Below are 23,015 nucleotides of genomic sequence, written 5' to 3' on the forward strand. Positions count from 1 at the left end.
GGCACCGCTCGCGGCGAAAGCCGGACCCCTTTTCGGGATCATGCTCCGGCCACAAAAATCGGTCCGTGGGATACGTTTCCTAAAGGGTTTGCTGCCAGTCTGGAAATAAATTCCGACGACAAAAGCAGGACGAACAGGGACACCGATGCAAACTCCGTTTGGCACCGGTCAGGCAAACAGGGAAAGCACGGATCTGGCGTTCACCGATCCGTTGACCGGGCTTGGCAATCATCGCCGCTTCTTCGACAAGGTCGATCGCCTGATCAGCGACCGTTCCGACGATCCCGCGCCCTTCACCGTCGGCATTCTCGACCTCGATGGTTTCAAGCCGATCAACGACCTGTTCGGCCACAAGGCCGGCGACGACATCCTGATCCAGGTGGCGATGCGGCTGCGCGCCTCGATGGACGGCCATTCGACGGTCTGCCGCATCGGCGCCGACGAATTCGCCTTCCTCTACCCGCTGGTGTTCTCGGAGGAGGCGGCGGCGGAAAAATCCCGCATGCTGATCGAGATCCTGTCGGCGCCCTACGATGTCGGCGAGCGCACCGCCAGGCTCTCGGCCTCGGTCGGCTGCTCATTGTTCTATTCCGGCGACGAGACCACCGAGATCCTCATCAACAAGGCCGAAACGGCGCTCTACCATGCCAAGCGCTCCGGCCGCGGCCGCGTCGTCGTCTACACCCGCGAGATGGAGGAGGCCGCCAAACGCGTCACCCGCATCGAGCAGGCGCTGCGCCGCGCCGTCTCGGCCGGCGAGGTGGAGCCGCATTTCCAGCCGATCGTCGATCTCACCACGCGCCGCACCATCGGCTTCGAGACTCTGGCGCGCTGGACAGACCGCGACCTCGGCGCGGTGCCGCCGACCGTCTTCATCCCGATCGCCGAGGAGCGCGGCATCATCGGCCCGTTGTCGCAGCTCGTGCTGCGCAAGGCCACCGAGGCCGCCAGGAGCTGGCCGAAAGACCTGTTCCTGTCCTTCAACCTGTCGCCCTCGCAGCTCGTCGACCAGAACACCGGCCTGCACATACTGGCGATCCTTGACCGCACCGGCTTCGATCCGCGCCGGCTGGAGATCGAGATCACCGAAACCGGCCTGATGAACGACCCGGCTTCGGCGGCGCAGATCGTCGAGGATCTGCGCCGCGTCGGCATCCGTGTCTCGCTCGACGATTTCGGCACCGGCCAGTCCTCGCTCGGCCGCCTGCGCGAATTCCATTTCGACAAGCTCAAGATCGACCGCGCCTTCGTCTCCTCCATTCTCGACGACCGGCCGTCCGAACACATCATCCGCGCCATCCTCGCCATGTGCGAAGGGCTTGGCATGGACGTGGTCGCCGAAGGCATCGAAGAGGAGGCGCAGGCCGACCGGCTGGTCCAGTTCGGTTGCGCCGGCGGGCAGGGCTATCTGTTCGGCAAGCCGGCCGATGCCGACGCGACATTGGGCTACCTCCGTGATTCCTTCCGTGGCGCCTTGCGCGCCAAGGCGATCTGAGCGGCAGGTTTCGGCCCTGCCCGCGATGCGGCGATGCCGCCTGGCGGGGTCGAGCGCGGGCGCGATCGCCTTTTTGTCAGACATAAGCCCCGAAATCGGTCTTTTCGCCCTTGCCCGCCGGACGTGTCTGGCTAGGATGCGCGCCGGTTGACCCGGGAGACGAAAAATCATGATGCCATCGGCGCGTTTTGCCGACCTCGAAGGCGCTTCGGTGCTGATCACCGGCGGCGGCTCCGGCATCGGCGCGGCATTGACCGAAGGGTTCATGCGCCAGGGCGCCAAGGTCGCCTTCATCGACATCGCCGACAAGCCCAGCATCGCACTCGCCGACCGTATCGAGGAAGAGCTCGGCCGTCGGCCGCTCTATCTCAGGACCGATCTGCGCGATATCGAAGCACTGCGGGCGTCCGCCGCGAAGGCGGCCGAAGCGCATGGCGACGTCACCGTGCTGGTCAACAACGCCGCTTGGGACGAACGCCACGCCGTCGAAGACGTGACGGTGGAGTTCTGGGACAATAACCAGGCGATCAACCTGCGGCCGCATTTCTTCACCGCGCAGGCGGTGGCGCCGGGCATGAAGCGCGCCGGCGGCGGCTCAATCATCAATTTCACCTCGACGTCCTATCTGATCAATCATCCCGACCTACCGGCCTACACCGCCGCCAAGGCCGGCATCCTCGGCCTCACCAAGGGGTTGGCCGGCAAGCTCGGGCCCGACCGCATCCGCGTCAATGCCATCGCGCCCGGCTGGGTGATCACCGAGCGGCAGAAGCAGCTCTGGGTCACTGAACAGGCGCTTGCCGCCCATGTCGCCAAGCAGTGCATCAGGGACGTCATGCGGCCGGACGACATGGTCGGCACGGTGCTGTTCCTGGCCTCGGATGCCTCGCGCATGCTGACCGCGCAGATGCTGATCGTCGATGGAGGCTTCCTGTGAGCCCCGGGTTTGCAAGCAGCGTGCCGGCAGTCGCGGCGCTCGATTGGGGCACGACCCGGCTTCGGGCCTGGCTGATCGACGGCGGCGGCAAGGTGCTTGCCGAGCGGCGCGGCGACGATGGCCTGATCACCGCGCGCGAAAAGGGCTTCGCCAACGTTCTGGAGGGCCATCTGGCAGCGATGGGCGCGCCGGAGGAATTGCCAGTCATCATCTGCGGCATGGCCGGCTCCCGCCAGGGCTGGCTGGAGGCGCCCTATGTCGGCGTGCCGTCGCCGCTCGGCGCCATTCTCGGCGGCGCCGCTAGGGTGCCCGGGCAGAAGCGCGACATCCGCATCATTCCCGGCCTTGCCCAGCGCCTGGCCGACGCGCCCGATGTCATGCGCGGCGAGGAAACGCAGCTTGCCGGCGCCGGCCTGCCCGCCAGGGGCCGCGAACTGGTCTGCATGCCCGGCACGCATTCGAAATGGGTGCTGGTCGAGGACGGCGCCGTCGCCGGCTTCGGCACCTGGCCGACGGGCGAGCTGTTTTCAGTGCTTGCCGCGCACTCGATCCTGCGCCATTCGCTGGGTGAACATCCGAGCCCGGTTGCTCCAGACAATCTGTTCTTCCGCCGCTGGTGCGAAACAGCGCTGGCCGATGGCGGCGACGTCACCTCTCGGCTGTTTGCCATCCGCGCCGCCGGCCTGCTCCAGGATCTCCAGGCCGATAATGCCGCCGCCTGCCTGTCCGGCTTGCTGATCGGCGGCGAGATCGCGTCGGCCCGGCGCCGGCATGGCGCCGGCGCGACATCGGTCGTGCTGGTTGCCTCGGGCGCGCTGGCCGGGCTCTACCAGGCCGCCCTTGGCCTCGGCGGGCTTGGTGTGCGGACAGTCGACGCGGACGAGGCTGTACGCGCCGGTCTCATCGAGGCCGCGCGGGAGAATGGCATGATTGCCAGAAGTGGAGCCGCCATATGACCGAGACCGCACCCTTTCCAAAACTCAAGCGCGGTCTGGTCGCCATCCTGCGTGGCCTCAAGGCAAGCGAGGCGATCGCCATCGGCCAGGCATTGTTCGATGCCGGCATCGAGGCTATCGAGGTGCCGCTCAATTCGCCCCAGCCGTTTTCGTCGATCGCCAGGCTTGTTCAAGTGCTGCCGAAGACAGCTTTGGTCGGCGCCGGCACGGTGCTGACCGCGGCCGACGTCGATAGTCTTCACGCGGCCGGCGGACGACTGCTGGTCAGCCCCAACATCGATGCCGAGGTGATGGGCCGCGCCGCGCACTACGGCATGGTCACCATGCCCGGCGTGTTCACCCCCACCGAGGCCTTCCAGGCGATCCGGCTCGGCGCCTCGGCGCTGAAATTCTTCCCCGCCAGCGTGCTCGGCGCATCGGGCATTTCCGCGATCCGGGCCGTGCTGCCGGCGCAGACTCTGGTCGGCGCGGTCGGTGGCGTTTCGGAAAAGGACTTTGCCGGCTACAAGGCGGTTGGCGTGACGGTCTTCGGGCTCGGCTCCAGCCTGTTCAAGCCAGGCATGAGCGTCGATGATGTGGCGGCGCGCGCCTACGCAGCCGTCGCTGCCTGGGATGCGGTATTCGGAGAAGCATGATGAGTGAACCGATCGTTTCCGTCTTTTCCGATCATGTCTGCCAACTCGGCGAAGGGCCAAGTTACGATCCCGGCACGGATGCGCTATTCTGGTTCGACATCGTCAACGGCCAGCTTCTGGAGAAGCAGCTGTCCGGCGGCGCGCTGAAAATCCACGAGCTTGGCCGGATGGCAAGCGCGATCGCCATCATCGATGACAAGCGACAGCTGATCGCCACCGAAACCGGGCTTTTTGTCCGCGACGTCGCCACCGGCGGAATGACGCTGCACACCGCCATCGAGGCCGACAACCCGGTCACCCGTTCCAACGATTCCCGCGTCCATCCCTGCGGTGCCTTGTGGGTCGGTACCATGGGCAAGGGCGAGGAGAAGGGCGCGGGCTCGATCTACTGGTTTTTCAAAGGCGAACTGCGCCGCCTGTTTTCGGATATCACCGTCTCGAACTCGATCTGCTTTTCATCAGACGGCACGCTTGCTTACTACACCGACACCTCGACCGGATTGCTGATGCGCGTTGCCTGCGATCCGGCGACCGGCCTGCCCGTCGGCGAGCCGAAGATCTTCGTCGATCACCGCTCGGCCAAGGGCTATATCGACGGTTCGGTGCTCGACCGCGACGGCATCCTGTGGAACGCCGTCTGGGGCGGCAGCGTCATCGAGGCCTATGGGCCGGACGGCGAGCTCGTCCGCACGGTCGCAATGCCGGTGACGCAGCCATCCTGCCCGGCCTTCGTCGGCAGGAATGCCGATCGGCTGGCCGTGACCTCGGCCTGGTCGGGCAAGAATGAAAAGCAGCGTCTGCTCGACCTGCAGGGCGGCATGACCTTCCTGCTCGACATTCCTGTCAATGGCCGCCTGGAACCGCGCGTGCTGATCGCCTGACATTGCCGGACGCGGACCCGGGGCTACGGTCGCAATCCTGGCGCTGTCACACAGGCGCCCGGGGCGCGTCGATTTCGCGAAAGCCGATTGTGCGGGCCGTGCGATGGTAGGTCATCGCACCGTCGGGAACCGCCACATCATGCCAACGCACAAGCCGAAACTGGTCCTTGTCCACGAGCCTGAAAAGGCTTGTTTCGACCGCTTGCTCGCCGACGGTCATGCATCGCGGCGTGCCGCCGAAATCTCGTCCTATCTGGCGCAGTCGACCGATCTCGCTCTCGAATTCGATGCACTAGCCGCCGCCTGCGAGGCGCGCGGCCTGTCCTTTGCGCCGGTGGTGCTCGACGATGCGGCCAAGGTGCTCGACGGGGAGGATCCGCGAAGCGCGCTGGTCTGGACGCTGACCGACGGCGTCGCCTATTTCCGTGGCGGCGCGGCACCCGCTTTGGCAAGACTGAGCGGTTTCAACACTATCGGAGCCGACGATTCGCTGTTCGCGCTCTGCCAGGACAAGTTCCGCTCCGGCGCCGTGCTTGGCGCGCTCGACCTGCCGGTGCCGCAGGCCGGTCTCGCGCGGGATGGCAAATGGCTGGTCGAGGCGCCGGCCTCCGCCGCCGGCTGGTTCGTCAAGCCCAACCGGCTCGGCGCCAAGATCGGCATCTGGCCGGATTCGCGCGTAACTGATCTCGCTCACGCGCTGGAGCTTAGCCGGCGTGTTTTCGCCTGTTATCGCGACGATGCCGTCGTTCAGCCCTATGTCGCCGGCCGCAACGTCCGCGCCAGCTTCCTTGGGCTGATGCCGGATACCGGGGTCGAAGCGCTCGGCGTCGCCTTTGTCGAGTCGGGAGGTGATTTCCAGACCATGGAAGACAGTTTGGCGCTCTATGGCGAGACCGGCGAGGCGGCGAAGGCTGCCGGGCAATACGCCGAACCCGAACTCGCTGTGGTCGCGGACAGCCAGCCGGCGGCCGATGCGAGGATCAGGGGGATCGCCGAACGGCTGATCACCGGGCTCGGCCTGCGCGACGTGTTTTCCATGGACCTGCGCGTCGAGGCCGACGACACGGTTCACCTGATCGAATTCGAGGTCTGTCCCGGCCTGCCCTGTTTCGACTTCCGCGCCTATTGCCGCCGGCAATGGGGGTTGAGCTTGGCCGACGCGATGGCTGAAACCGCGGCGAACAGGCTTTTGCGCTAGATACCCTCGACCAAGACGATCTCGCCGTCGGCGACCTTCTGGCGGATGGCCACCGCGCGCTGATATTCCGGCGAGTGGTAGCAGTCATGCGCGGCGGCGAGCGATTCGAACTCGATGAGCACATTGCGCGCCCGCCCTGGGCCCTCGGCTTTCTCATGCTCGCCGCCGCGGGCCAGGAATTTCGCGCCGAAGCGCTCGAAAGCTGGTTTTGCCGCCGCGACGTAATCCTTGTAGCCTTCGGCGTCGCGCACATCGACGCGGGCGATCCAGTATCCCTTCGGCATTGTTCTCTCCCTTGTTCTACGCGGAGCGCATTTCGTCGAGGATCGCCTGCGCTGCCGCGCGGCGGTCGTTTGCCGCGACGATCGGGCGGCCCACCACAAGATGGCTGGCGCCGTTGCGGACCGCTTGCGCCGGCGTTACCACGCGTTTCTGGTCGCCATGGTCGCTGCCGGGCGGCCGGATGCCCGGCGTCACCACCGCCATGTCAGGGCCGACGATGCGGCGCACCGCTTCGGCTTCCGCGGCCGAGCAGACGATGCCGCCCATGCCGGCATGGAGCGCCTGTTCGGACCGCCGCAGCACCAGCGTGTGCGGGTCGTATTCATAGCCGACATCGATCATGTCCTGCTCGTCCATCGAGGTCAGCACGCTGACGGCGAGCAGGCAAAGCTCGCTGCCGCGCGCCGCCTCCACCGCCGCCTGTATCGCCTTGGGATAGGCGTGGATGGTCAGCATGGTCATGCCCATCCTGACGATGTTCTCGACGCCCTTGGCCACCGTGTGGTCGATGTCGAGCAGCTTCATGTCGAGGAAGATTTTCGTTCCGCCGCTGGCCAGTTCCCTGGCGAAGTCGATGCCGCCGGCAAAAGCCAGCTGATAGCCGATCTTGTAGAAGGAGACGACGCCTTCGAGCTCGCGCACCGCCTGCTCGGCCTCCTTCACGGTCGGCACGTCGAGGCCGACGATCAATCGCTCCTGCATGGAATGAGGCTGCAGGGGTGCGGCGGTCACGCCTCGACCCTGGTCGACAGCATGCGCGAGGTTTCGATCAGCGTGCGGCATAGGTGCTCCATCGATTTGTGCAGTCTTTCGTCACGGAAATGGCCGTCCCCGTCGAAGGCGTCGCCACCCTCCGGCACCGAGCATTCCGGTGTCACCACTTCCATCTGGCAGCGCACCAGCACGGCACGCAAATGGTTGATGCAGCGGATGCCGGCGAAGTGCCCGTTGGAGGACGAGCAGAGGCCGGCGACCTTGCCGGCAAGCGGCCTGACCGACCGGCCGCCATCCCGTCGCACCCGGCTCACCCAGTCGATCGTGTTCTTGAGCAGCGGCGGGATCGAACCGTTATATTCCGGCGTCGCGATCAGCAGCCCGTCATGGGCTGATATCAGCCGCGCCAGTCTCTGGGCGTTTTCCGGAACGCCGTTTTCCTTCTCCAGGTCCTCGTCGAGGATCGGCAAGGGGTAATCGGCAAGCGAAATACGGGTCACCTCGGCACCTTGCACCGCAAGTTCCTTCTGTGCCACGTCGGCGGTCCTGCCGCTATAGGCGCCGCTGCGCACCGAGCCGGCGAAGACGAGGATTTTCGGGATCACTGCCATTGGCCACCCTTGTTCTGGGACACGTACAGCCAAGGTTCGATCAAATCAACGGCTGGATGGGGAAAGGCAGTAGGGCAGTAGGGCAGTAGGGCAGTAGGGCAGTAGGGCAGTAGGGCAGTAGAAACGTTTCCCTGGCCAATCTTTTCCCCCCTACTCCCTTACTGCCCTACTGCCTTCTCTTCTAATGCGCCTCGCGCCGGTAGATCCACAGCTGCGTCGGCGGGATGTTGCGGAAGATGAAGTCGAAATGCTTCACCGTGTAGTCGCCGCGGCCGGCCGGGATCGGCGACATCGGACCATAGGTCAGCTGCACGATCGGCCGTCCGACCGGAATGCGGTCGAGCAGGCTCTCGATATAGGCGATGCGCTGGGCGACCGGGAAATTGAGCAGCGGCACGCCGGAAACGACGCTGTCGAAGATCATCCCGCTCCTCTCGCCAAGCGTGGCGTTGAGGTTGAAGGCATCGCCCTCGATGACGTTGACGCCGGGGTAGAGCTGGCGCAGGTGGCGCACGAAATCGGTGGAATATTCGATCGCGTAGAGGTTTTCGGGCCGCACGCCCTGGGCGAGGATGGCGCGGGTGATGACACCGGTGCCGGGGCCGACCTCGAGCACCGGCAGGCCGGACTTGGGATTGACGATCGAGGCCATCTTGCGCGCGGTGATCGAGCTGGTCGGAACGATCGAGCCGACCGTCTTCGGCTTGTCGATCCAGCCCTTGAAGAATTTGAGTTCGTCGTCGAACTTCTCGGCAAACGCCTTCCGCAGTCCGTGACCACGTGCCATGCAAGCTCTCCTCAGCGCGCCCCTTGAAACTACTTAACATCTGGATGACGCAAGGCAAGGCGCGGCCTTGCCTATGGCGTGGATAAGATAGTTTTCGTCGCGTCTCAACGCTCGCCGAAAGACTCGAAAAAGTCCTTCATGCGGGCGAAAAAGCCGCTCGATTGGGGCGAATTGTCCTGCGAGGAAAGCTGTTCGAACTCTTCCAGCAATTCGCGCTGGCGGCGCGACAGGTTCTGCGGCGTCTCGACCGCGGTCTGGATGTAGAGGTCGCCGACATTGGGCTGGCGCAGCACCGGCATGCCCTTGCCCTTGAGCCTGAACTGGCGTCCGTTCTGCGTACCTTCGGTCACCTTCACCTTGGTCTGCGTGCCGTCGAGCGTCGTCACCTCGAAGGAGCCGCCAAGTGCGGCGGTGGTCATCGAGATCGGCACCTTGCAATAAAGATCGGCGCCGTCGCGCTGGAAGAATTCGTGCGGCTTGACCGCCAGAAAGATATAGAGGTCGCCCGATGGCCCGCCGCGCAGCCCGGCCTCACCCTCATTGGCCAAGCGGATGCGGGTACCGTCCTCGATGCCGGCCGGGATGTTGACCGACAGCGAACGCTCCTCGGTGACACGGCCCTGGCCGGCGCATTTCGGGCAGGGATCCTTGATTGTCTGGCCACGGCCCTGGCATTGCGGGCAGGTCCGCTCGATCGAGAAAAACCCTTGCGTGGCGCGCACCTTGCCGTGGCCGTTGCACATCGAGCAGGTGACCGGCTGGGTGCCCGGCTTGGCGCCGCTGCCGGAGCATTCGGTGCAGGAGATCGAAGCCGGCACGCGGATTTGCGCGGTCTTTCCCGCGAAGGCTTCCTCCAGCGAGATTTCCATGTTGTAGCGCAGGTCTGCGCCGCGCTCGCGGCCACCGGAAGAGCGGCGCTGGCGGCCGCCCATCATGTCGCCGAAAATGTCCTCGAAGATGTCGGCGAAGCCGCCGGCGCCAAAGCCCTGCGCGCCATTCATCCCACCCTGCTCGAAGGCGGCATGGCCGAAACGGTCATAGGCCGCGCGCTTCTGCGGGTCCTTCAGCGTCTCGTAGGCTTCGTTGATTTCCTTGAACTTGTGCTCGCAGGAATGATCGCCGGGGTTGCGGTCGGGATGGAATTGCATGGCCAGCTTGCGAAAAGCGCTCTTGAGCTCCTTCTCGTCGGCGCCCTTCTGCACGCCCAGCGTTTCGTAGAAATCAGCTTTCATTTTTTCCCGCAGTCCGGATGCTCAACGTCGTGATGCAATGTTGCGTCGTTTGCCGGCACGTTGTTTCGATTTAGGAGCGGTGCTGCCCGTATGCTAGGGCCGGCGCGAACTTGTCCGTGGTTTTCAGTGATTTTTTCGGCGGTGCTCGCACTTTTTCAGCGAGGGTTGCAAAAAAAGCCCGGCCTTGCGCCGGGCTTTTCGCATTATCTTGCCGTCAGGCCGCTCAGGCCGACTTCTTCTTGTCGTCGTCTTCGTCGATTTCCTCGAAATCGGCGTCGACCACGTCGGAGTCCTTGGCGGCATCCGCCTTGGCGTCGGCTTCCGCCGCTTCCTTCTGCGAGGCCTCGTACATGGCCTGGCCAAGCTTCATGGAAGCTTCGGCAAGCACCTGGCTCTTGGCCTCGATGTCGGCCGGGTCGTCGCCCTCGGCAGCGGTCTTCAGTGCTGCGATCGCGTCCGAAATCGCCGTGCGCTCGGTCTCCGAGACCTTGTCGCCATATTCCTTCAGCGACTTCTCCGACGAATGCACCAGGGCTTCGGCCTGATTGCGGGCCTCGACCACGGCCCGACGCTTCTTGTCGGTATCGGCATTGGCCTCGGCATCCTTGACCATCTTCTCGATGTCGGCGTCGGAAAGTCCACCCGAAGCCTGGATGCGGATCTGGTGCTCCTTGCCGGTGCCCTTGTCCTTGGCCGAGACGTTGACGATGCCGTTGGCGTCGATGTCGAACGTGACCTCGATCTGCGGCACGCCGCGCGGCGCCGGCGGAATGCCGACCAGGTCGAACTGGCCAAGCGCCTTGTTGTCGGCGGCCATTTCACGCTCGCCCTGGAAGACGCGGATGGTCACGGCGGACTGGCTGTCTTCGGCCGTCGAGAACACCTGGCTCTTCTTGGTCGGGATCGTCGTGTTGCGCTCGATCAGCCGGGTGAACACGCCGCCCAGCGTCTCGATGCCGAGCGACAGCGGCGTCACGTCGAGCAACAGCACGTCCTTGACGTCGCCCTGCAGCACGCCGGCCTGGATGGCGGCACCGAGTGCGACGACCTCATCCGGGTTGACGCCCTTGTGCGGCTCCTTGCCGAAGAACTGCTTCACGATCTCCTGGATCTTGGGCATGCGGGTCATGCCGCCGACCAGGACCACTTCGTCGATCTCGCCAGCCTTCAAGCCGGCATCCTTGAGCGCCGCCTTGCAGGGCTCGATGGTGCGCTGGACGAGGTCTTCGACCAGGCTTTCGAACTTGGCGCGCGTCAGCTTCAGCGTCAGGTGCTTCGGTCCGGTCGCGTCGGCGGTGATGAAGGGCAGGTTGATTTCGGTCTGCGTCGTCGACGACAGCTCGATCTTGGCCTTTTCAGCCGCCTCCTTGAGGCGCTGCAGGGCGAGCTTGTCGTTCTTCAGGTCGATGCCCTGTTCCTTCTTGAACTCGGCCGCCAGATACTCGACCAGGCGCATGTCGAAATCCTCGCCGCCGAGGAACGTGTCGCCATTGGTCGACTTCACCTCGAACACGCCGTCGCCGATTTCGAGCACCGAAATGTCGAAGGTGCCGCCGCCAAGGTCGTAGACGGCAATGGTCTTGCCTTCCTTCTTGTCGAGGCCATAGGCGAGCGCTGCCGCTGTCGGCTCGTTGATGATGCGCAGCACTTCCAGGCCGGCGATCTTGCCGGCGTCCTTGGTGGCCTGGCGCTGGGCGTCGTTGAAATAGGCCGGAACGGTGATGACCGCCTTCTCGACCTTCTCGCCGAGATAGGCCTCCGCCGTTTCCTTCATCTTCTGCAGGATCATGGCCGAGATCTGCGAGGGCGACTGCTTCTTGCCGCCGGCCTCGACCCAGGCATCGCCATTGTCGCCCTTGACGATCTTGTAGGGGACAAGCTTCTTGTCCTTCTCCGTCACCGGATCGTCATAGCGGCGGCCGATCAGGCGCTTGACCGCGAAGATGGTGTTTTCAGGATTGGTGACCGCCTGGCGCTTGGCCGGCTGGCCAACGAGACGTTCGCCGTCGCCCGAGATGGCGACGATGGAAGGCGTCGTGCGCGCGCCTTCCGCATTCTCGATTACCTTCGGCTCCTTGCCATCCATGATGGCGATGCACGAATTGGTGGTGCCGAGATCGATACCGATTACTTTTGCCATTTTTCTAGTCTCTCCGCTAAGCAGGCTCTCAGGACCCGGTAAGGCGTTCCGACGAAAGCCCCTGTTCACAAGAAATACCGTCCACCCACCGGTTCTCCGGCGCCGCACGGCTTGGCGCGTATATAAGAACAGGCGGCATCGCGCGCAAGCATTCTGCGCAACGCTTCCATGAACCTTTCCGCGCCGGCCCGCGACTGATGTCCAGGTGCCGCATGGTGCGGCCCCGGAAAGGAAGCCCCCCATGACCAGCAACCCAGAGGCTCCATGGTCTCCGGGACCAACAGGAGCTCGGCGCGACCACCGCCTTCGGGACGGGGTCGATGCGCTGGGCTTCCCGCTGATTCCGTTGACCCTGCGCAGGAGCAGGCGTATCGTCACTGTGAGGAAAGCAGACAATTCGATCAGGGAAGAACGAGCCGGACCACCGCGCCTTGCCCTGATTTGCGCGGCAAGTCCGGACGTCTCTCCCCTGGACTACGGGGGTAGTGTCATGTCTCGCATCCGCGGCGCGTTCGTGCCTTTTCTTGAGTTCGACAACCGCTTGCGCGGTGCCTTGCAGGCCGGCGGCCTGCTGGCTCTGGCGCTTGCCGCCAGCCTGTGGCTGGGCGCCACCGCCCAAGCGCAGGAAACCCAGATCATCTATCCAGGCTCGATGGCGGTCACCGGCTTTCCCGGCACCATCATCCCCAATGTCGACGAGGGGTTGCCGCCCGGCGTCGATCCGGTCGACGAGACCTTCATCGACATCTCGCGCGCCACCTTGCGCGTCTTCGACGTTTCACACCTGGGTGGTCCGGCCTCGGGCCAGCTCGTTTTCACGCCGCCGCCTTTCGAGGTGACAGCAGGCCAGATCGGCGAGGTGTTCGGCCTCACCTATGATGACGGCGTGCGCGACGGTGTGCCCTCTGGCGTTCCCAACCTCTATGCCGCCGCCACCTCGCTGCATGGCATTGAGATCGTCACGCCGGACGCAGACAAGGACGGCAGGCCGGAGCGGCAGCGCCGCGGCACGGCGGGCGCCACCTTCATGGAGGGCCAGTTCGGCACCGAAAACGGCGGCGGACCGGGCACCATCTGGAAGATCGACGGCATCACCGGCCAGGTCGCCAAATTCGCCGACATCGACACCAACAGCGGACCTGGCATCGGCAATATCACCTTCGATCCCGCCCACCGGCAGTTCTTTGCCTCCGATCTCGACACCGGCCTGATCCATCGCATTGACGCCGGCGGCAGACTGGTCGACACGTTCGACCATGGCGTCGCCGGCCGGCCGACGCATGGGCTGGCCCCGGTCGCCGACGATGGCGCGGTGATGGACGTACAGGGCGCAGTCTTCGACACCGAGGACCCCGACAGCTGGGGCTACACCCAGGACGAGCGTCGCGTCTGGGCCGTCTCCTATAATGGCGGCCGGCTCTATTATTCGGTTGGCGAAAAGTCGGAAATCTGGTCGGTGGGCATTGCCCGAGACGGCACCTTCGCCGGCGATCCCCGCTGGGAACTGACTGTGAAGGCCGACAAGGACTACGCCGTCACCGACATCGCTTTCGACAACAGCGGCTTCATGTATCTCGCCCAGCGCGGCCCGATCGAAAACCGCTATGATTACAGCCGCTTCGCCGATTCCGGCAAAGGCGAGGTCATCCGCTACTTCAGGGAAAATCCCGACGATCCCTCGACGGAATCGGTCTGGGTGGAAGCGCCGCAGGAATATGCGGCCGGCTTCCCGCAAGGCAACAGGCAGTCGGCCGGCGGCCTCGATCTGCAATATGGCTACGATGCCGACGGCAATCTCGACACCTCGGTCTGCACCCAGACCTTGGTCAGCACAGGCGACAAATTGCGCGACAACCCCGAGTTCGCCGAAAGGCTCGCCGCGGGCGGGCCGCTTGCCGTGCACGGCGTGCAGATCACGCCCAAGGAGCTGGTCAAGCCGGCCAACGTGCCGCCCTTCGGCTCCTGGTTCGTCGATTTCGACGGCTATTTCGAGGATCCCGAAGTGGAAGGCCATGTCGGCGACGTCGCCGTCTGGCATCCCTGCGAGGGCCGGGCCGGCTATTATGAGGACATACCGGGCGGCTATGAGCCCCCCTTCTACCCGCCGGATTTCCTACCGCCGGGCAATCTGCCTCCGTGTCTCGATGTCGAGGACGTGCAGTATTACTGCACGCCGCGCGGTCTCGAGGCCGATCTCTATCTCCATGACCATGCCGGCTTCGGCGGCGATTCGATCAAGGCCCAATCCAGGACGCCAGGCGTCGCTGTGACCTCACCTATGTCGCATGCGCCGGGCAAGCCTTACACGATCGACATCACCGGCCACTATCCGGGCGACAGAGTGGATGTTGGACTCTGCTTCTACAGGAAGTCCGACAAGGACAAGGGTGGCTACTACCCTTGCTGCAAGATGACCTTGCCGCTCCGGACCCCAGCCGTCAGCTGCGAACGTTGAGGAGGCAAAGATGAACAGTCTTGCCCCATCCCCGCTCGCGGCCAAATCCCCAAAAACCGTCATGGAGACGATCATGAAACCCCTGTCACTCGCCAGGCGCGGCGCGCGCTGGCTGATGGCGGCCGGGATCGCGGTCGCCCTTGCGCCCGCACTGCCGGCATCCGCCGCCCAGACCGTCCAGGCTGTCACCAGCCAGGATGTGCAGCCGCTGCAGCTCGACAATCCGCGCATCATCAACCCGGAACCCGGACGTGTCGTGCCGTTCTTCACCAAGACCGGTGGCCAGCGCAGTTGCGACTATGTCTTCTATACCTTGACCTTCGGACTGCGCGGCAATCCGCAAGGCTTTGCCAATCCTGCCCTCGAGGCGGCGCTGAAGAAAGCCAAGCTCGACTTCAAGGACCAGCTTCCGCACGGTCTTTCGATCGTCAATGTGACAGTCTCCGGCGACGGCACCGATGCATCGGGTGGGGCCTTGCCGGGCGCTGTCGTAAGCAATTCGGCCGGCCCCAACGACACGGCAACGGTTTCCGATTTCCGGATTTCCGCCAGCGATCTCGATGGCTCGGGCGCACTGAACGAACGCGTCATCACCTTCCGCATCACCGCCAAGATCGACCACGCCGCGTTTCCAGCGCCGGTCAACGTCGACAACCAGGGCATGATCAAGGTCACCGGCGGCACCGGCACGGGCACCATCATCCCGTCGCAGGATCCGGGCAAGCCGGACGACGGCAACATCGCGACCGGGGAAAAGACCTCGATCCGGATCGACCTCACCAAATGCGACAAGCAACCTCCACCTCCAACCGACCATGAGTGTTTCAAGGTCGAACGCGGCACGGTCGACTGCGTGCCCGGCGGTGGCGCCTTCATCTACCACATGCCTGTCGGCCCCGAGATGGGCGGCAAATGGGTGCAGGTGTCGACGACCTCGCCAGGCATCAGCATCATCCCCGACACCCAGAAGGTGCCGGCGGGCGGCGGCGTGCTCAACTGGAAGATCGTCGGCGCGTCACCCGGCGACGTCATCCACCTCATCGTCACCGGTATCGAGACCTATGCCGGACCGAAGGAGGGCTGGGGCCTGTGCTGCACGCAAACCATCGACATCGTCATCCCGCGTGACCAGAGGTGCCCACCCAGGGATAAGGAACCGGACCTCAAGGTCGAAAAGCATGCCGACGTCACACGCTGCACGATGGGCGGCGGCTGCGACTTCACCATCCGGGTCACCAATGTCGGCACAGCGCCTTACAACGGTAAGATCGTGCTCGACGAGGTGACGCTGCCGGCCGGCTCGACGCTGAGTTCAGGGCCCAATCCGCCCTGGGTCTGCGCGCCGGGAACCACCCCGATGACGTGCACCTACCCGGTGACCACGCTCGCTCCGGGAGCCTTTGTCGACCTCAAGCTCGGCTTCAAGCCGGCCGGAGGCTGGCAAGGCAGCGTGCTGCGCAACTGCGCCACCTACAATTACGGCGCCAGCGGCAAGCCGCTGTTCGGCAGCCAGGCCAATGACCGGGGCTGCGCGTCGATCCCGATCTGCCGGCGCGGCGATCGCAATCCGGATTGCCAGCCGCCGGTCGAGAAGAAGGTCGACCTGATTCTCAAGAAGCGTGCCCGCACCGAAGTCTGCACCGCCGACGGCGTCTGCACCTTCATCATCGACATCATCAACAACGGCACATCGACCTACAATGGGCCGCTGACGGTGATCGACAACTACCCCGGCGGCGCGCCGGCGTCCTCCACCTTCGGCCCGAGCCCGCCCTGGACATGCGGCCCCAACGGCCCCGGCCAGTTCCGCTGCGACAATGCCGGCATCTCGCTACCCGCGGGCGCCTCGACACCGATCTTCGTCAAGGCGGTCATGCCGGCCGGCTACCGGTCCGACACGGTCGAGAACTGCGCCGAGGTGAAGGCCATCCCCGGTGAGGTCGATCTCACCAACAACAAGGCCTGCGCCAAGGAACGCATCCGCCGTCCCAACAGCGGCCAGCCGGCCTTGCGCATCACCAAGGTGTGCAACGGTTCGCTGGCCGGCGCGGCGCTGGTGTCCTGCCGCATCACCGTCGCCAATGTCGGCACGGCTGCCCCCACCGGTCCGGTGCGGGTCAACGATGCCGCCACGCTGGTGTCGGGCGGAGCGCCTGTCCAGATCCAGACCGTAACCCCTGACGGCGCGGAATGGGCATGCGGACCGGTTCCGGCCAATGCGTTGTCGTGCCAGATACCGGGCGCCGTCATGACGCCCGGAACCTCCAGGCACTTCGACGTGACGGTTTCGGCCAATGGCGAATTCGAGAACTGCGCGCGCGGCTCCTATGGGCCGGCGCAGGGCGACGACGTCGTCTACCCGATCGGCCAGGCCTGCGCCAAGGGCGGCGGCTCCTCGACCATTCGTGTCGAGAAGACCGGCGACCGCGAATGCAGGCTGGGCCAGCCCTGCTCGTTCGACATTACCATCACCAATGACGGCACGAGCCCCTTCTCGGGCCCGGTCCGCATCGGCGACGCGATCGGCGTCGATGGGCTTGGCCGGCTGGAAGGCGTCGCGATCACTTCGATCGAGCCGCCCTTCGGCTGTTCGCCGGAACCGACGACCTTGCCGGCCTCCTGCATCGCCAACCTGACGCTCGGCGCCGGCGAAAGCCGCTCGCACCGTGTGACCGTGGTCATCCCTGACGATGGGCGTCTTGCCAACCTGCAGGGCAACGTCAACGGCCGGAACTGCGTTGGCGTGCTCTCTCCCGACACACGGGTGCAGGGCGGCGGCGACGTGCTGTCCAACGACGCGACCAACGTGCAGGGCGATCGCGGCAGGGCCTATGCGTGCCATCCCTTCATCATCACGCATGAGGTAAAGAACCAGTGCTCGCCGGGCTTCGTCATGAACGATGCCGGCCGCTGCGTCTGCCCGGAAGGCACCACCTTCCGCAACGGGCAATGCACCAACCTTCTGCCGCTGCCACCTCCGCCGCGCTGCGTGCTGCTCGAAGGCCAGATCCGCACCGAGGACGGACGTTGCGTCTGCCCGCGCGGCACGGAGCTGGAGAACGGAAAATGCGTCGGGACCGACAAGCCCGAGCAGTGCACCATCCGTGGTCAGGTCCACAATGCGGACGGGGACTGTGTCTGCCCGCAAGGCACCGAGGTGCGAGACCGGGCCTGCCGCCAGATCCGGCCAAAGCCGCAGCAGTGCCGCATTCCTGGCCAGGTCCGCAATGCCGATGGCGATTGCGTCTGCCCGCAAGGCACCGAGATGCGCAATGGCGCCTGCCGTCCGGTCCGGCCGAAGCCCGAGCAGTGCACCATCCGTGGCCAGGTCCACAATGCGGACGGGGACTGCGTCTGCCCGCAAGGCACAGAGGTGCGAGACCGGGCCTGCCGGCCGATCAGGCCGAAGCCTGACCAGTGCACCATCCGTGGCCAGGTCCATGACTCTGACGGGAATTGCGTTTGCCCGAGGGGTACCGAGGTGCAAGGCAATGCCTGTCGGCGCAAGCAGCCGCGGTTGGAGCAGTGCGACATACGCGGCCAGGTCCACAACAAGCGCGGCGAATGCGTCTGCCCGCGTGGGACCGAGGTGATCGACGGCGCATGCCGCAAGCTCAGGCAAGAGAGCGAGTGCGCGCCGGGCTCGCAGATGGTCAACGGCCAGTGCCAGCCGATCTTCACGCGGCACTGTCCGGAAGGCATGGTCGGGCGGTATCCGAACTGCCGGCCGATGCGCGGGCAGCCATCGCTGGAAATCGATCCGGGCCAGTTGCTGCAATTGCTGCCGCGGCGCAGGCAGCCGATCGACCAGCAGCAGGACCCGGTGCCAAACAGGGTGCTGAAGCTTCAGCAGCAATAGGCACCCGCGCGACGCCAGACGAAGACCCGCTGGAGCAATCCGGCGGGTCTTTCTTCATGATCCAGGCAGGCGGAGGTTGGCGGCGACAGGATCGGGAACGCCGCGACGTTACCCCTGCCTGTGGAACCGCTGTACTGGCGCCCTCGACAAGTCCGCGGGAGCGCTTTAGGCAGTCGGTACGCAGCGATCGTATCAAAAGGGCGCCCGGAAAGGCCGCGACATGAGCAAAAAAACCTTGATCGCACCGTCGGTGCTGGCATCGGATTTCTCGAAGCTCGGTGACGAGGTCGAGGCGGTGGCGGCGGCCGGTGCCGACTGGATCCATCTCGACGTGATGGATGGGCATTTCGTGCCAAACATCACCTTCGGCCCGCCTGTCATCAAGGCGATCCGCAATCGCACCAAGGCCTTTTTCGACTGCCACCTGATGATCGCTCCAGCCGATCCCTACCTCGCCGCCTTTGCCGAAGCCGGCTGCGACGGCATGACGGTGCATGCCGAGGCCGGGCCGCATCTCGACCGCTCGCTGCAGACAATCAGGAACCTCGGCAAGAAGGCGGGCGTGTCGCTCAATCCGGCGACGCCGGAAACGGCGATCGAATATGTGCTCGACCGGCTCGACCTGATCCTGATCATGACCGTCAATCCGGGTTTCGGCGGGCAGGCCTTCATCCCGGCGATGGTCGACAAGGTGAGAAGGATCAAGGCGCTGATCGGTGACCGGCCGATCCGCATCGAGATCGACGGAGGCGTCTCGCCGGAAACCGCCCCCTTGGTCACCGCTGCCGGCGCCGACGTGCTGGTGGCCGGTGCTGCCATCTTCAGGGGTGGCAGTGTCGAGGCCTACGGCGCCAATATCGAAGCGATCAGGGCGGCGGCCGACAAGGCCGCCGGCTGACACAGCGCGGTCATTCCGGCACCAATTGCTACGGATCGGCGTCGTTGTACATCCGAATCAGGTTGCGCGACGATCTGATTCGGGCAGTCGTCCGCTGTCTTTGCGCGCGACAGAAAAGATGCTCGCATGGGAGCACAAGAAACAGATGATCCTGCGTGCATACAAAACACGTTAAACTTCTGCTGGTTGTAGAAATATTCGAATTCTCGCGATCGGCCCCGCGGATTGGGTATATTCCATTGTCCTAAAGTACAATAGCGCGATCTTCTGCTTGAGTGCCGGAAGCGTCACGCTATATGGTACGCGTACGGAGAGAGAATTTCGGACTCGAATTGCCCAAGACGACAGTAAGGGGACAAGGAGTCGCTTTTGACATACGGAGCTGCCAATCTGAACGACGACGGCACAGGAGCCAAGAGCACGCTTGCTAGCACGGTCTATCACCAATTGCGTGATGATCTTCTCAGCGGCGCTCTTGAAACCGAAAGCAAGCTGCGCGTCGAGTGGGTCGTTTCCAAGTATGGCGCCGGTGCCTCTCCGGTTCGTGAAGCCCTCAATCGCCTTGCCTCCGAAGGTCTCCTTGGCCGCCATGACCAGCGTGGCTTTTTCATCATGCCGGTCAGCGCGACGGAACTCGAGGAACTGACGCGCACGCGCTGCTGGCTCGAGGAGCGGGCGCTGCGCGAATCCGTTGCCCACCGCACCGCCGAATGGGAAGAACAATTGGTGCTGGCGCTGCATCGCCTGGGGCGGGCCTCACGGCTTTCGCCGCAAAGTAGCTCGTCGCTCAATCCGGAGTGGGAGAAAGTGCATCGCACTTTCCATCGGGTGCTGATCTCGGCGTGCCGGTCGCACTGGCTGGTTGGTTTCTGCGACCAGCTTTCCGATCACGCCTACCGCTACAGGCAAATGGCCAATGACGGGGAGAGCATCCAGCGCGACGATTTCGCCGAACACCGGCTGATTGCTGAAAATGCGCTGGACGGAAATGCGGATGGTGCCGTCCAGGCCCTGATCGATCACTACCAGCTGACCGCCGCCATGTGCATGGAACGCTTCAGGCAAGGCGAGGCACCCGCCGGTCCGGGTAAGCGCGCCCAGCGTTGACGGCTGTTTGGTCGGCGCCCTCTGCCGTCCCATCCCTCGAATCTTTTCGGTGGACGCCGGGCAGCCGGCTGCGGCCTTGACGGCAGGGCTGGGAAACGCGAACTCTTCGTCGCGTGCCGCCCAAGATCGCGGCCGGCGTCACCTGGGAAGATTTCATGACCAATCATCTGTTCGATGCGTTCCGGTCCCGGATGCCGGCGCCTGGGCGCTTGTTGATGGAAACCGATGATGGACGCTCGCTCACCTATGGCGACATGCTGGCACGGTCGGCGCAGCTTGCGCATGCGCTCCTGCAAATGGATGTCGCGCCCGGCGACCGGGTTACCGTGCAGGTCGAGAAGAGCCCGGAGATGGTTTTGCTTTATCTCGCCTGCTTGCGCGCCGGCGCCGTCTTCCTGCCGCTCAACACCGCCTATACGCTGGCCGAGCTCGGCTATTTCTTTGGGGATGCCGCACCTCGGGTGATCGTCTGCGATCCGGCACGGTCGGCGGACATCCGTGGGATGGTCGAGCCGTCCGGTGCCGTCGTGGTCACGCTCGACCGCGGTGGCCAGGGATCCCTCGCGGACCAGGCATCGCGTCAGTCTTCCGAGTTCCACGATGTGGAGCGCGGCGCCGACGACCTTGCGGCGATCCTCTACACGTCGGGAACGACCGGCCGTTCGAAAGGCGCCATGCTCAGCCATGAGAATCTCGCCTCGAACGCGCGGGTGCTGGTCGAGCAATGGCGTTTCAGCAGGGATGACGTGCTGATCCACGCGCTGCCGATTTTCCACACGCACGGCCTGTTCGTCGCCACCAACGTCACCCTGATGGCCGGCGCCTCGATGCTGTTCGAGCAGAAATTCGACGCGAGCCGCATCGTCTCGCTGCTGCCGCGCGCCACCGCGCTGATGGGCGTGCCGACCTTCTATACCAGGCTGCTGCAGCAGGACGGGCTGGATCGCGAGGCGGCGAAAAACATCCGGCTGTTCGTGTCTGGTTCGGCGCCGCTGCTGGCCGAAACGCACAAGGCCTGGCGCGAGAGCACCGGCCACGCCATCCTCGAGCGCTATGGCATGACCGAGACCAACATGAACACCTCCAACCCCTATGAGGGCGAGCGGCGCGCCGGCACGGTTGGCTTCCCCTTGCCCGGCGTGTCGCTGCGCATCGCCGATCCCGATTCCGGCAAGCCGCTCGCCCAGGGCGAGGTCGGCATGATCGAGGTCAAGGGTCCGAACGTGTTCGGCGGCTACTGGCGCATGCCGGAAAAGACCAAGGCGGAATTCCGCGCCGACGGCTTCTTCATCACCGGCGACCTCGGCATGATCGACGCCGACGGCTATGTCCACATTGTCGGTCGCGGCAAGGACCTGATCATCTCAGGCGGCTACAACGTCTATCCGAAGGAACTCGAAAGCGAGATCGATGCGCTCGACGGCGTCCTGGAAAGCGCCGTCATCGGCCTTGCCCATCCGGACTTCGGCGAAGGCGTCACCGCGGTCGTCGTACGCTCGCCCGCGTCGCGGATCAGCGCGGCCGAGATTCTCGACGCCATCACCGGCCGCATGGCAAAGTACAAGCATCCCAAACGGGTGATCTTCGTCGACGACCTGCCGCGCAACACGATGGGCAAGGTGCAGAAGAACCTTTTGCGCGACAGCTACAAGGATCTCTACGTCTCAAATAAAGCCGGCTAAGCAGATATCGCGCTCCGGCGCGCGAACGCTGGCTCAGGTCGGGTACAACAGTTCGGCGACATGGTCGGCGATGGCCAGGCTCGCCGTCAGGCCGGGGCTCTCGATGCCGAACAGATTGACGATCCGGCCCGCGCCATGATCGGCCGGTCCCTGAATCACGAAGTCCGCCGCAGGCTGCCCGGGTCCCGAGAGCTTCGGCCGGATGCCGGCATAGGCCGGCTGCAGGGCGCCATCCGCGAGATCGGGCCAATAGCGGCGGATCGCCTCGTAGAAGACGGCGCTTCGGCTAGGGTCGACCGTGTAATCCACGCTGTCGATCCATTCGACATCGGGGCCAAAGCGCGCCTTGCCGGCCAGATCGAGCGTCAGATGGACGCCAAGACCCCCTTCGACCGGAACCGGATAGATCAGCCGCGAAAACGGCGATCGCCCCGGAAGCGCGAAATAATTGCCGCGCGCCAGCCACTGCCGGGGGATGAGATCCCTTGGGAAACCCTCGATCCGACTGGCCACGGCCTGCGCATCGAGGCCGGCTGCATTGACGAAAGCGCTGGCCTCCACGGCGAAGGTCTCGCCATTGGCGTCGCGCGTGTCGATCCGGATCCCATCGGCTTCGATCGTCGCCCCGGCAACGCAGGTGAGGAAAGCGAAGGACGCGCCTGCGGCTTCAGCGTCACCGCGCAGCGAAAGCATCAGCGCGTGGCTGTCGACAATGCCCGTCGATGGCGACAGCAGCGCGCCGGCGCATCTCAGCGCCGGCTCCAGGCTTTCGGCCTCGGCGCGTGTCAAAAGCGCGAGATCGTCGACCCCGCAGCGTTTCGCATTGGCCTCGATCGCCCGCAGCCCGTCCGTCTGGCCGGGTTGGCTGGCGACGATCAGCTTGCCGGCGCGGCGATGGCCGACAGTGTGTTCGGCGCAGTATGCATAGAGCTGCCGGCGCCCTTCGACGCACAGCCGGGCCTTCAGGCTGCCGGGCGCATAATAGAGCCCGGCATGGATGACTTCGGAATTGCGCGAGCTGGTGACGGTGCCGATCGCGTCGGCCTTTTCGATCACCACCACCTCGCGGCCCGACAAGGCAAGTGCCCTGGCGACGGCAAGCCCGACGACGCCTGCTCCGGCGACGACACAATCGATTGTCTGCAT

At 64.8% G+C, this 23,015-nt stretch carries 18 protein-coding genes; 11 read left to right on the top strand and 7 right to left on the bottom strand.

Annotation, left to right across the window (positions count from 1 at the left end; translation table 11 throughout):
- The first annotated feature begins 145 nt into the window (after positions 1-145).
- From LB554_RS21305 to LB554_RS21330, 6 genes are all read left to right on the top strand, one after another.
- The gene (locus tag LB554_RS21305; RefSeq protein WP_015314675.1) at positions 146-1,495 is read left to right on the top strand and encodes a putative bifunctional diguanylate cyclase/phosphodiesterase; all 1,350 of its coding nucleotides are present in this window, start codon (positions 146-148) and stop codon (positions 1,493-1,495) included.
- Between the two features lie 169 nt (positions 1,496-1,664).
- On the top strand, positions 1,665-2,432 hold the full coding sequence (locus LB554_RS21310) for an SDR family NAD(P)-dependent oxidoreductase (protein ID WP_015314674.1): 768 nt from the start codon (positions 1,665-1,667) through the stop codon (positions 2,430-2,432).
- The gene (locus LB554_RS21315; protein WP_224586822.1) at positions 2,429-3,388 is read left to right on the top strand and encodes a 2-dehydro-3-deoxygalactonokinase; all 960 of its coding nucleotides are present in this window, start codon (positions 2,429-2,431) and stop codon (positions 3,386-3,388) included. The genes LB554_RS21310 and LB554_RS21315 overlap by 4 nt, the downstream gene beginning before the upstream one ends.
- Complete coding sequence (locus LB554_RS21320) at positions 3,385-4,023, top strand: 2-dehydro-3-deoxy-6-phosphogalactonate aldolase (RefSeq protein ID WP_140619800.1); 639 nt, start codon at positions 3,385-3,387, stop codon at positions 4,021-4,023. Before LB554_RS21315 ends, LB554_RS21320 begins: the two co-directional genes overlap by 4 nt.
- Positions 4,023-4,904, top strand: a complete 882-nt coding sequence (locus LB554_RS21325; protein ID WP_224586825.1) for an SMP-30/gluconolactonase/LRE family protein — start codon at positions 4,023-4,025, stop codon at positions 4,902-4,904. The genes LB554_RS21320 and LB554_RS21325 overlap by 1 nt, the downstream gene beginning before the upstream one ends.
- Positions 4,905-5,043: 139 nt before the next feature.
- The gene (locus LB554_RS21330) at positions 5,044-6,102 is read left to right on the top strand and encodes a D-alanine:D-lactate ligase-like protein (protein WP_224586827.1); all 1,059 of its coding nucleotides are present in this window, start codon (positions 5,044-5,046) and stop codon (positions 6,100-6,102) included.
- Here the strand turns inward: LB554_RS21330 and LB554_RS21335 are convergent.
- The 6 genes from LB554_RS21335 to dnaK all read right to left on the bottom strand — a co-directional run bounded on the left by LB554_RS21335 (position 6,099) and on the right by dnaK (position 11,868).
- Entirely contained in the window at positions 6,099-6,386 is a 288-nt protein-coding gene (locus LB554_RS21335) for a DUF1330 domain-containing protein (protein WP_023781950.1), read from the bottom strand. The genes LB554_RS21330 and LB554_RS21335 overlap by 4 nt on opposite strands.
- A gap of 16 nt (positions 6,387-6,402) precedes the next feature.
- Positions 6,403-7,086: an orotidine-5'-phosphate decarboxylase gene (gene pyrF / locus LB554_RS21340; protein ID WP_224586883.1), complete on the bottom strand. Its 684-nt coding sequence runs from the start codon at positions 7,084-7,086 to the stop codon at positions 6,403-6,405.
- Positions 7,087-7,112: 26 nt separating this feature from the next.
- Positions 7,113-7,709, bottom strand: coding sequence for an NADPH-dependent FMN reductase (locus tag LB554_RS21345; protein WP_140711945.1), 597 nt, complete (start codon positions 7,707-7,709; stop codon positions 7,113-7,115).
- Positions 7,710-7,890: 181 nt separating this feature from the next.
- Positions 7,891-8,496, bottom strand: coding sequence for a phospholipid N-methyltransferase PmtA (pmtA, locus tag LB554_RS21350; protein WP_140619794.1), 606 nt, complete (start codon positions 8,494-8,496; stop codon positions 7,891-7,893).
- 104 nt (positions 8,497-8,600) lie between these two features.
- Complete coding sequence (dnaJ, locus tag LB554_RS21355) at positions 8,601-9,728, bottom strand: molecular chaperone DnaJ (RefSeq protein ID WP_015314665.1); 1,128 nt, start codon at positions 9,726-9,728, stop codon at positions 8,601-8,603.
- A gap of 223 nt (positions 9,729-9,951) precedes the next feature.
- On the bottom strand, positions 9,952-11,868 hold the full coding sequence (gene dnaK / locus LB554_RS21360; protein ID WP_015314664.1) for a molecular chaperone DnaK: 1,917 nt from the start codon (positions 11,866-11,868) through the stop codon (positions 9,952-9,954).
- Positions 11,869-12,109: 241 nt separating this feature from the next.
- Here dnaK and LB554_RS21365 point away from each other — a divergent pair, with 241 nt between their 5' ends.
- From LB554_RS21365 to LB554_RS21385, 5 genes are all read left to right on the top strand, one after another.
- Entirely contained in the window at positions 12,110-14,323 is a 2,214-nt protein-coding gene (locus tag LB554_RS21365; RefSeq protein ID WP_224586829.1) for a hypothetical protein, read from the top strand.
- Positions 14,324-14,333: 10 nt separating this feature from the next.
- Positions 14,334-18,182: a DUF11 domain-containing protein gene (locus tag LB554_RS21370; RefSeq protein ID WP_224586830.1), complete on the top strand. Its 3,849-nt coding sequence runs from the start codon at positions 14,334-14,336 to the stop codon at positions 18,180-18,182.
- A 220-nt stretch (positions 18,183-18,402) separates the two neighbouring features.
- Positions 18,403-19,080, top strand: coding sequence for a ribulose-phosphate 3-epimerase (rpe, locus tag LB554_RS21375; protein WP_224586832.1), 678 nt, complete (start codon positions 18,403-18,405; stop codon positions 19,078-19,080).
- Positions 19,081-19,449: 369 nt separating this feature from the next.
- Complete coding sequence (locus LB554_RS21380) at positions 19,450-20,187, top strand: GntR family transcriptional regulator (protein ID WP_224586835.1); 738 nt, start codon at positions 19,450-19,452, stop codon at positions 20,185-20,187.
- A 155-nt stretch (positions 20,188-20,342) separates the two neighbouring features.
- Positions 20,343-21,869 carry a malonate--CoA ligase gene (locus LB554_RS21385; protein ID WP_224586837.1) on the top strand — a complete coding sequence of 509 codons (1,527 nt, stop codon included), beginning with the start codon at positions 20,343-20,345 and terminating at the stop codon, positions 21,867-21,869.
- A 33-nt stretch (positions 21,870-21,902) separates the two neighbouring features.
- Here LB554_RS21385 and LB554_RS21390 read toward each other — a convergent pair whose 3' ends face one another.
- Positions 21,903-23,015, bottom strand: coding sequence for an NAD(P)/FAD-dependent oxidoreductase (locus LB554_RS21390; protein WP_224586839.1), 1,113 nt, complete (start codon positions 23,013-23,015; stop codon positions 21,903-21,905).

This window comes from Mesorhizobium sp. CO1-1-11, from assembly GCF_020164995.1.
Lineage (GTDB): Bacteria > Pseudomonadota > Alphaproteobacteria > Rhizobiales > Rhizobiaceae > Mesorhizobium > Mesorhizobium australicum.

What these genes read in the sequence shown, in the direction of transcription:
- LB554_RS21305 (WP_015314675.1), top strand. Translation starts at nt 146, where the DNA reads ATGCAAACTCCGTTTGGCACCGGTCAGGCAAACAGGGAAAGCACGGAT.
- LB554_RS21310 (WP_015314674.1), top strand. Translation starts at nt 1,665, where the DNA reads ATGATGCCATCGGCGCGTTTTGCCGACCTCGAAGGCGCTTCGGTGCTG.
- LB554_RS21320 (WP_140619800.1), top strand. Translation starts at nt 3,385, where the DNA reads ATGACCGAGACCGCACCCTTTCCAAAACTCAAGCGCGGTCTGGTCGCC.
- LB554_RS21325 (WP_224586825.1), top strand. Translation starts at nt 4,023, where the DNA reads ATGAGTGAACCGATCGTTTCCGTCTTTTCCGATCATGTCTGCCAACTC.
- LB554_RS21330 (WP_224586827.1), top strand. Translation starts at nt 5,044, where the DNA reads ATGCCAACGCACAAGCCGAAACTGGTCCTTGTCCACGAGCCTGAAAAG.
- LB554_RS21335 (WP_023781950.1), bottom strand. Translation starts at nt 6,386, where the DNA reads ATGCCGAAGGGATACTGGATCGCCCGCGTCGATGTGCGCGACGCCGAA.
- pyrF (WP_224586883.1), bottom strand. Translation starts at nt 7,086, where the DNA reads ATGCAGGAGCGATTGATCGTCGGCCTCGACGTGCCGACCGTGAAGGAG.
- LB554_RS21345 (WP_140711945.1), bottom strand. Translation starts at nt 7,709, where the DNA reads ATGGCAGTGATCCCGAAAATCCTCGTCTTCGCCGGCTCGGTGCGCAGC.
- pmtA (WP_140619794.1), bottom strand. Translation starts at nt 8,496, where the DNA reads ATGGCACGTGGTCACGGACTGCGGAAGGCGTTTGCCGAGAAGTTCGAC.
- dnaJ (WP_015314665.1), bottom strand. Translation starts at nt 9,728, where the DNA reads ATGAAAGCTGATTTCTACGAAACGCTGGGCGTGCAGAAGGGCGCCGAC.
- dnaK (WP_015314664.1), bottom strand. Translation starts at nt 11,868, where the DNA reads ATGGCAAAAGTAATCGGTATCGATCTCGGCACCACCAATTCGTGCATC.
- LB554_RS21365 (WP_224586829.1), top strand. Translation starts at nt 12,110, where the DNA reads ATGACCAGCAACCCAGAGGCTCCATGGTCTCCGGGACCAACAGGAGCT.
- LB554_RS21370 (WP_224586830.1), top strand. Translation starts at nt 14,334, where the DNA reads ATGAACAGTCTTGCCCCATCCCCGCTCGCGGCCAAATCCCCAAAAACC.
- rpe (WP_224586832.1), top strand. Translation starts at nt 18,403, where the DNA reads ATGAGCAAAAAAACCTTGATCGCACCGTCGGTGCTGGCATCGGATTTC.
- LB554_RS21385 (WP_224586837.1), top strand. Translation starts at nt 20,343, where the DNA reads ATGACCAATCATCTGTTCGATGCGTTCCGGTCCCGGATGCCGGCGCCT.
- LB554_RS21390 (WP_224586839.1), bottom strand. Translation starts at nt 23,015, where the DNA reads ATGCAGACAATCGATTGTGTCGTCGCCGGAGCAGGCGTCGTCGGGCTT.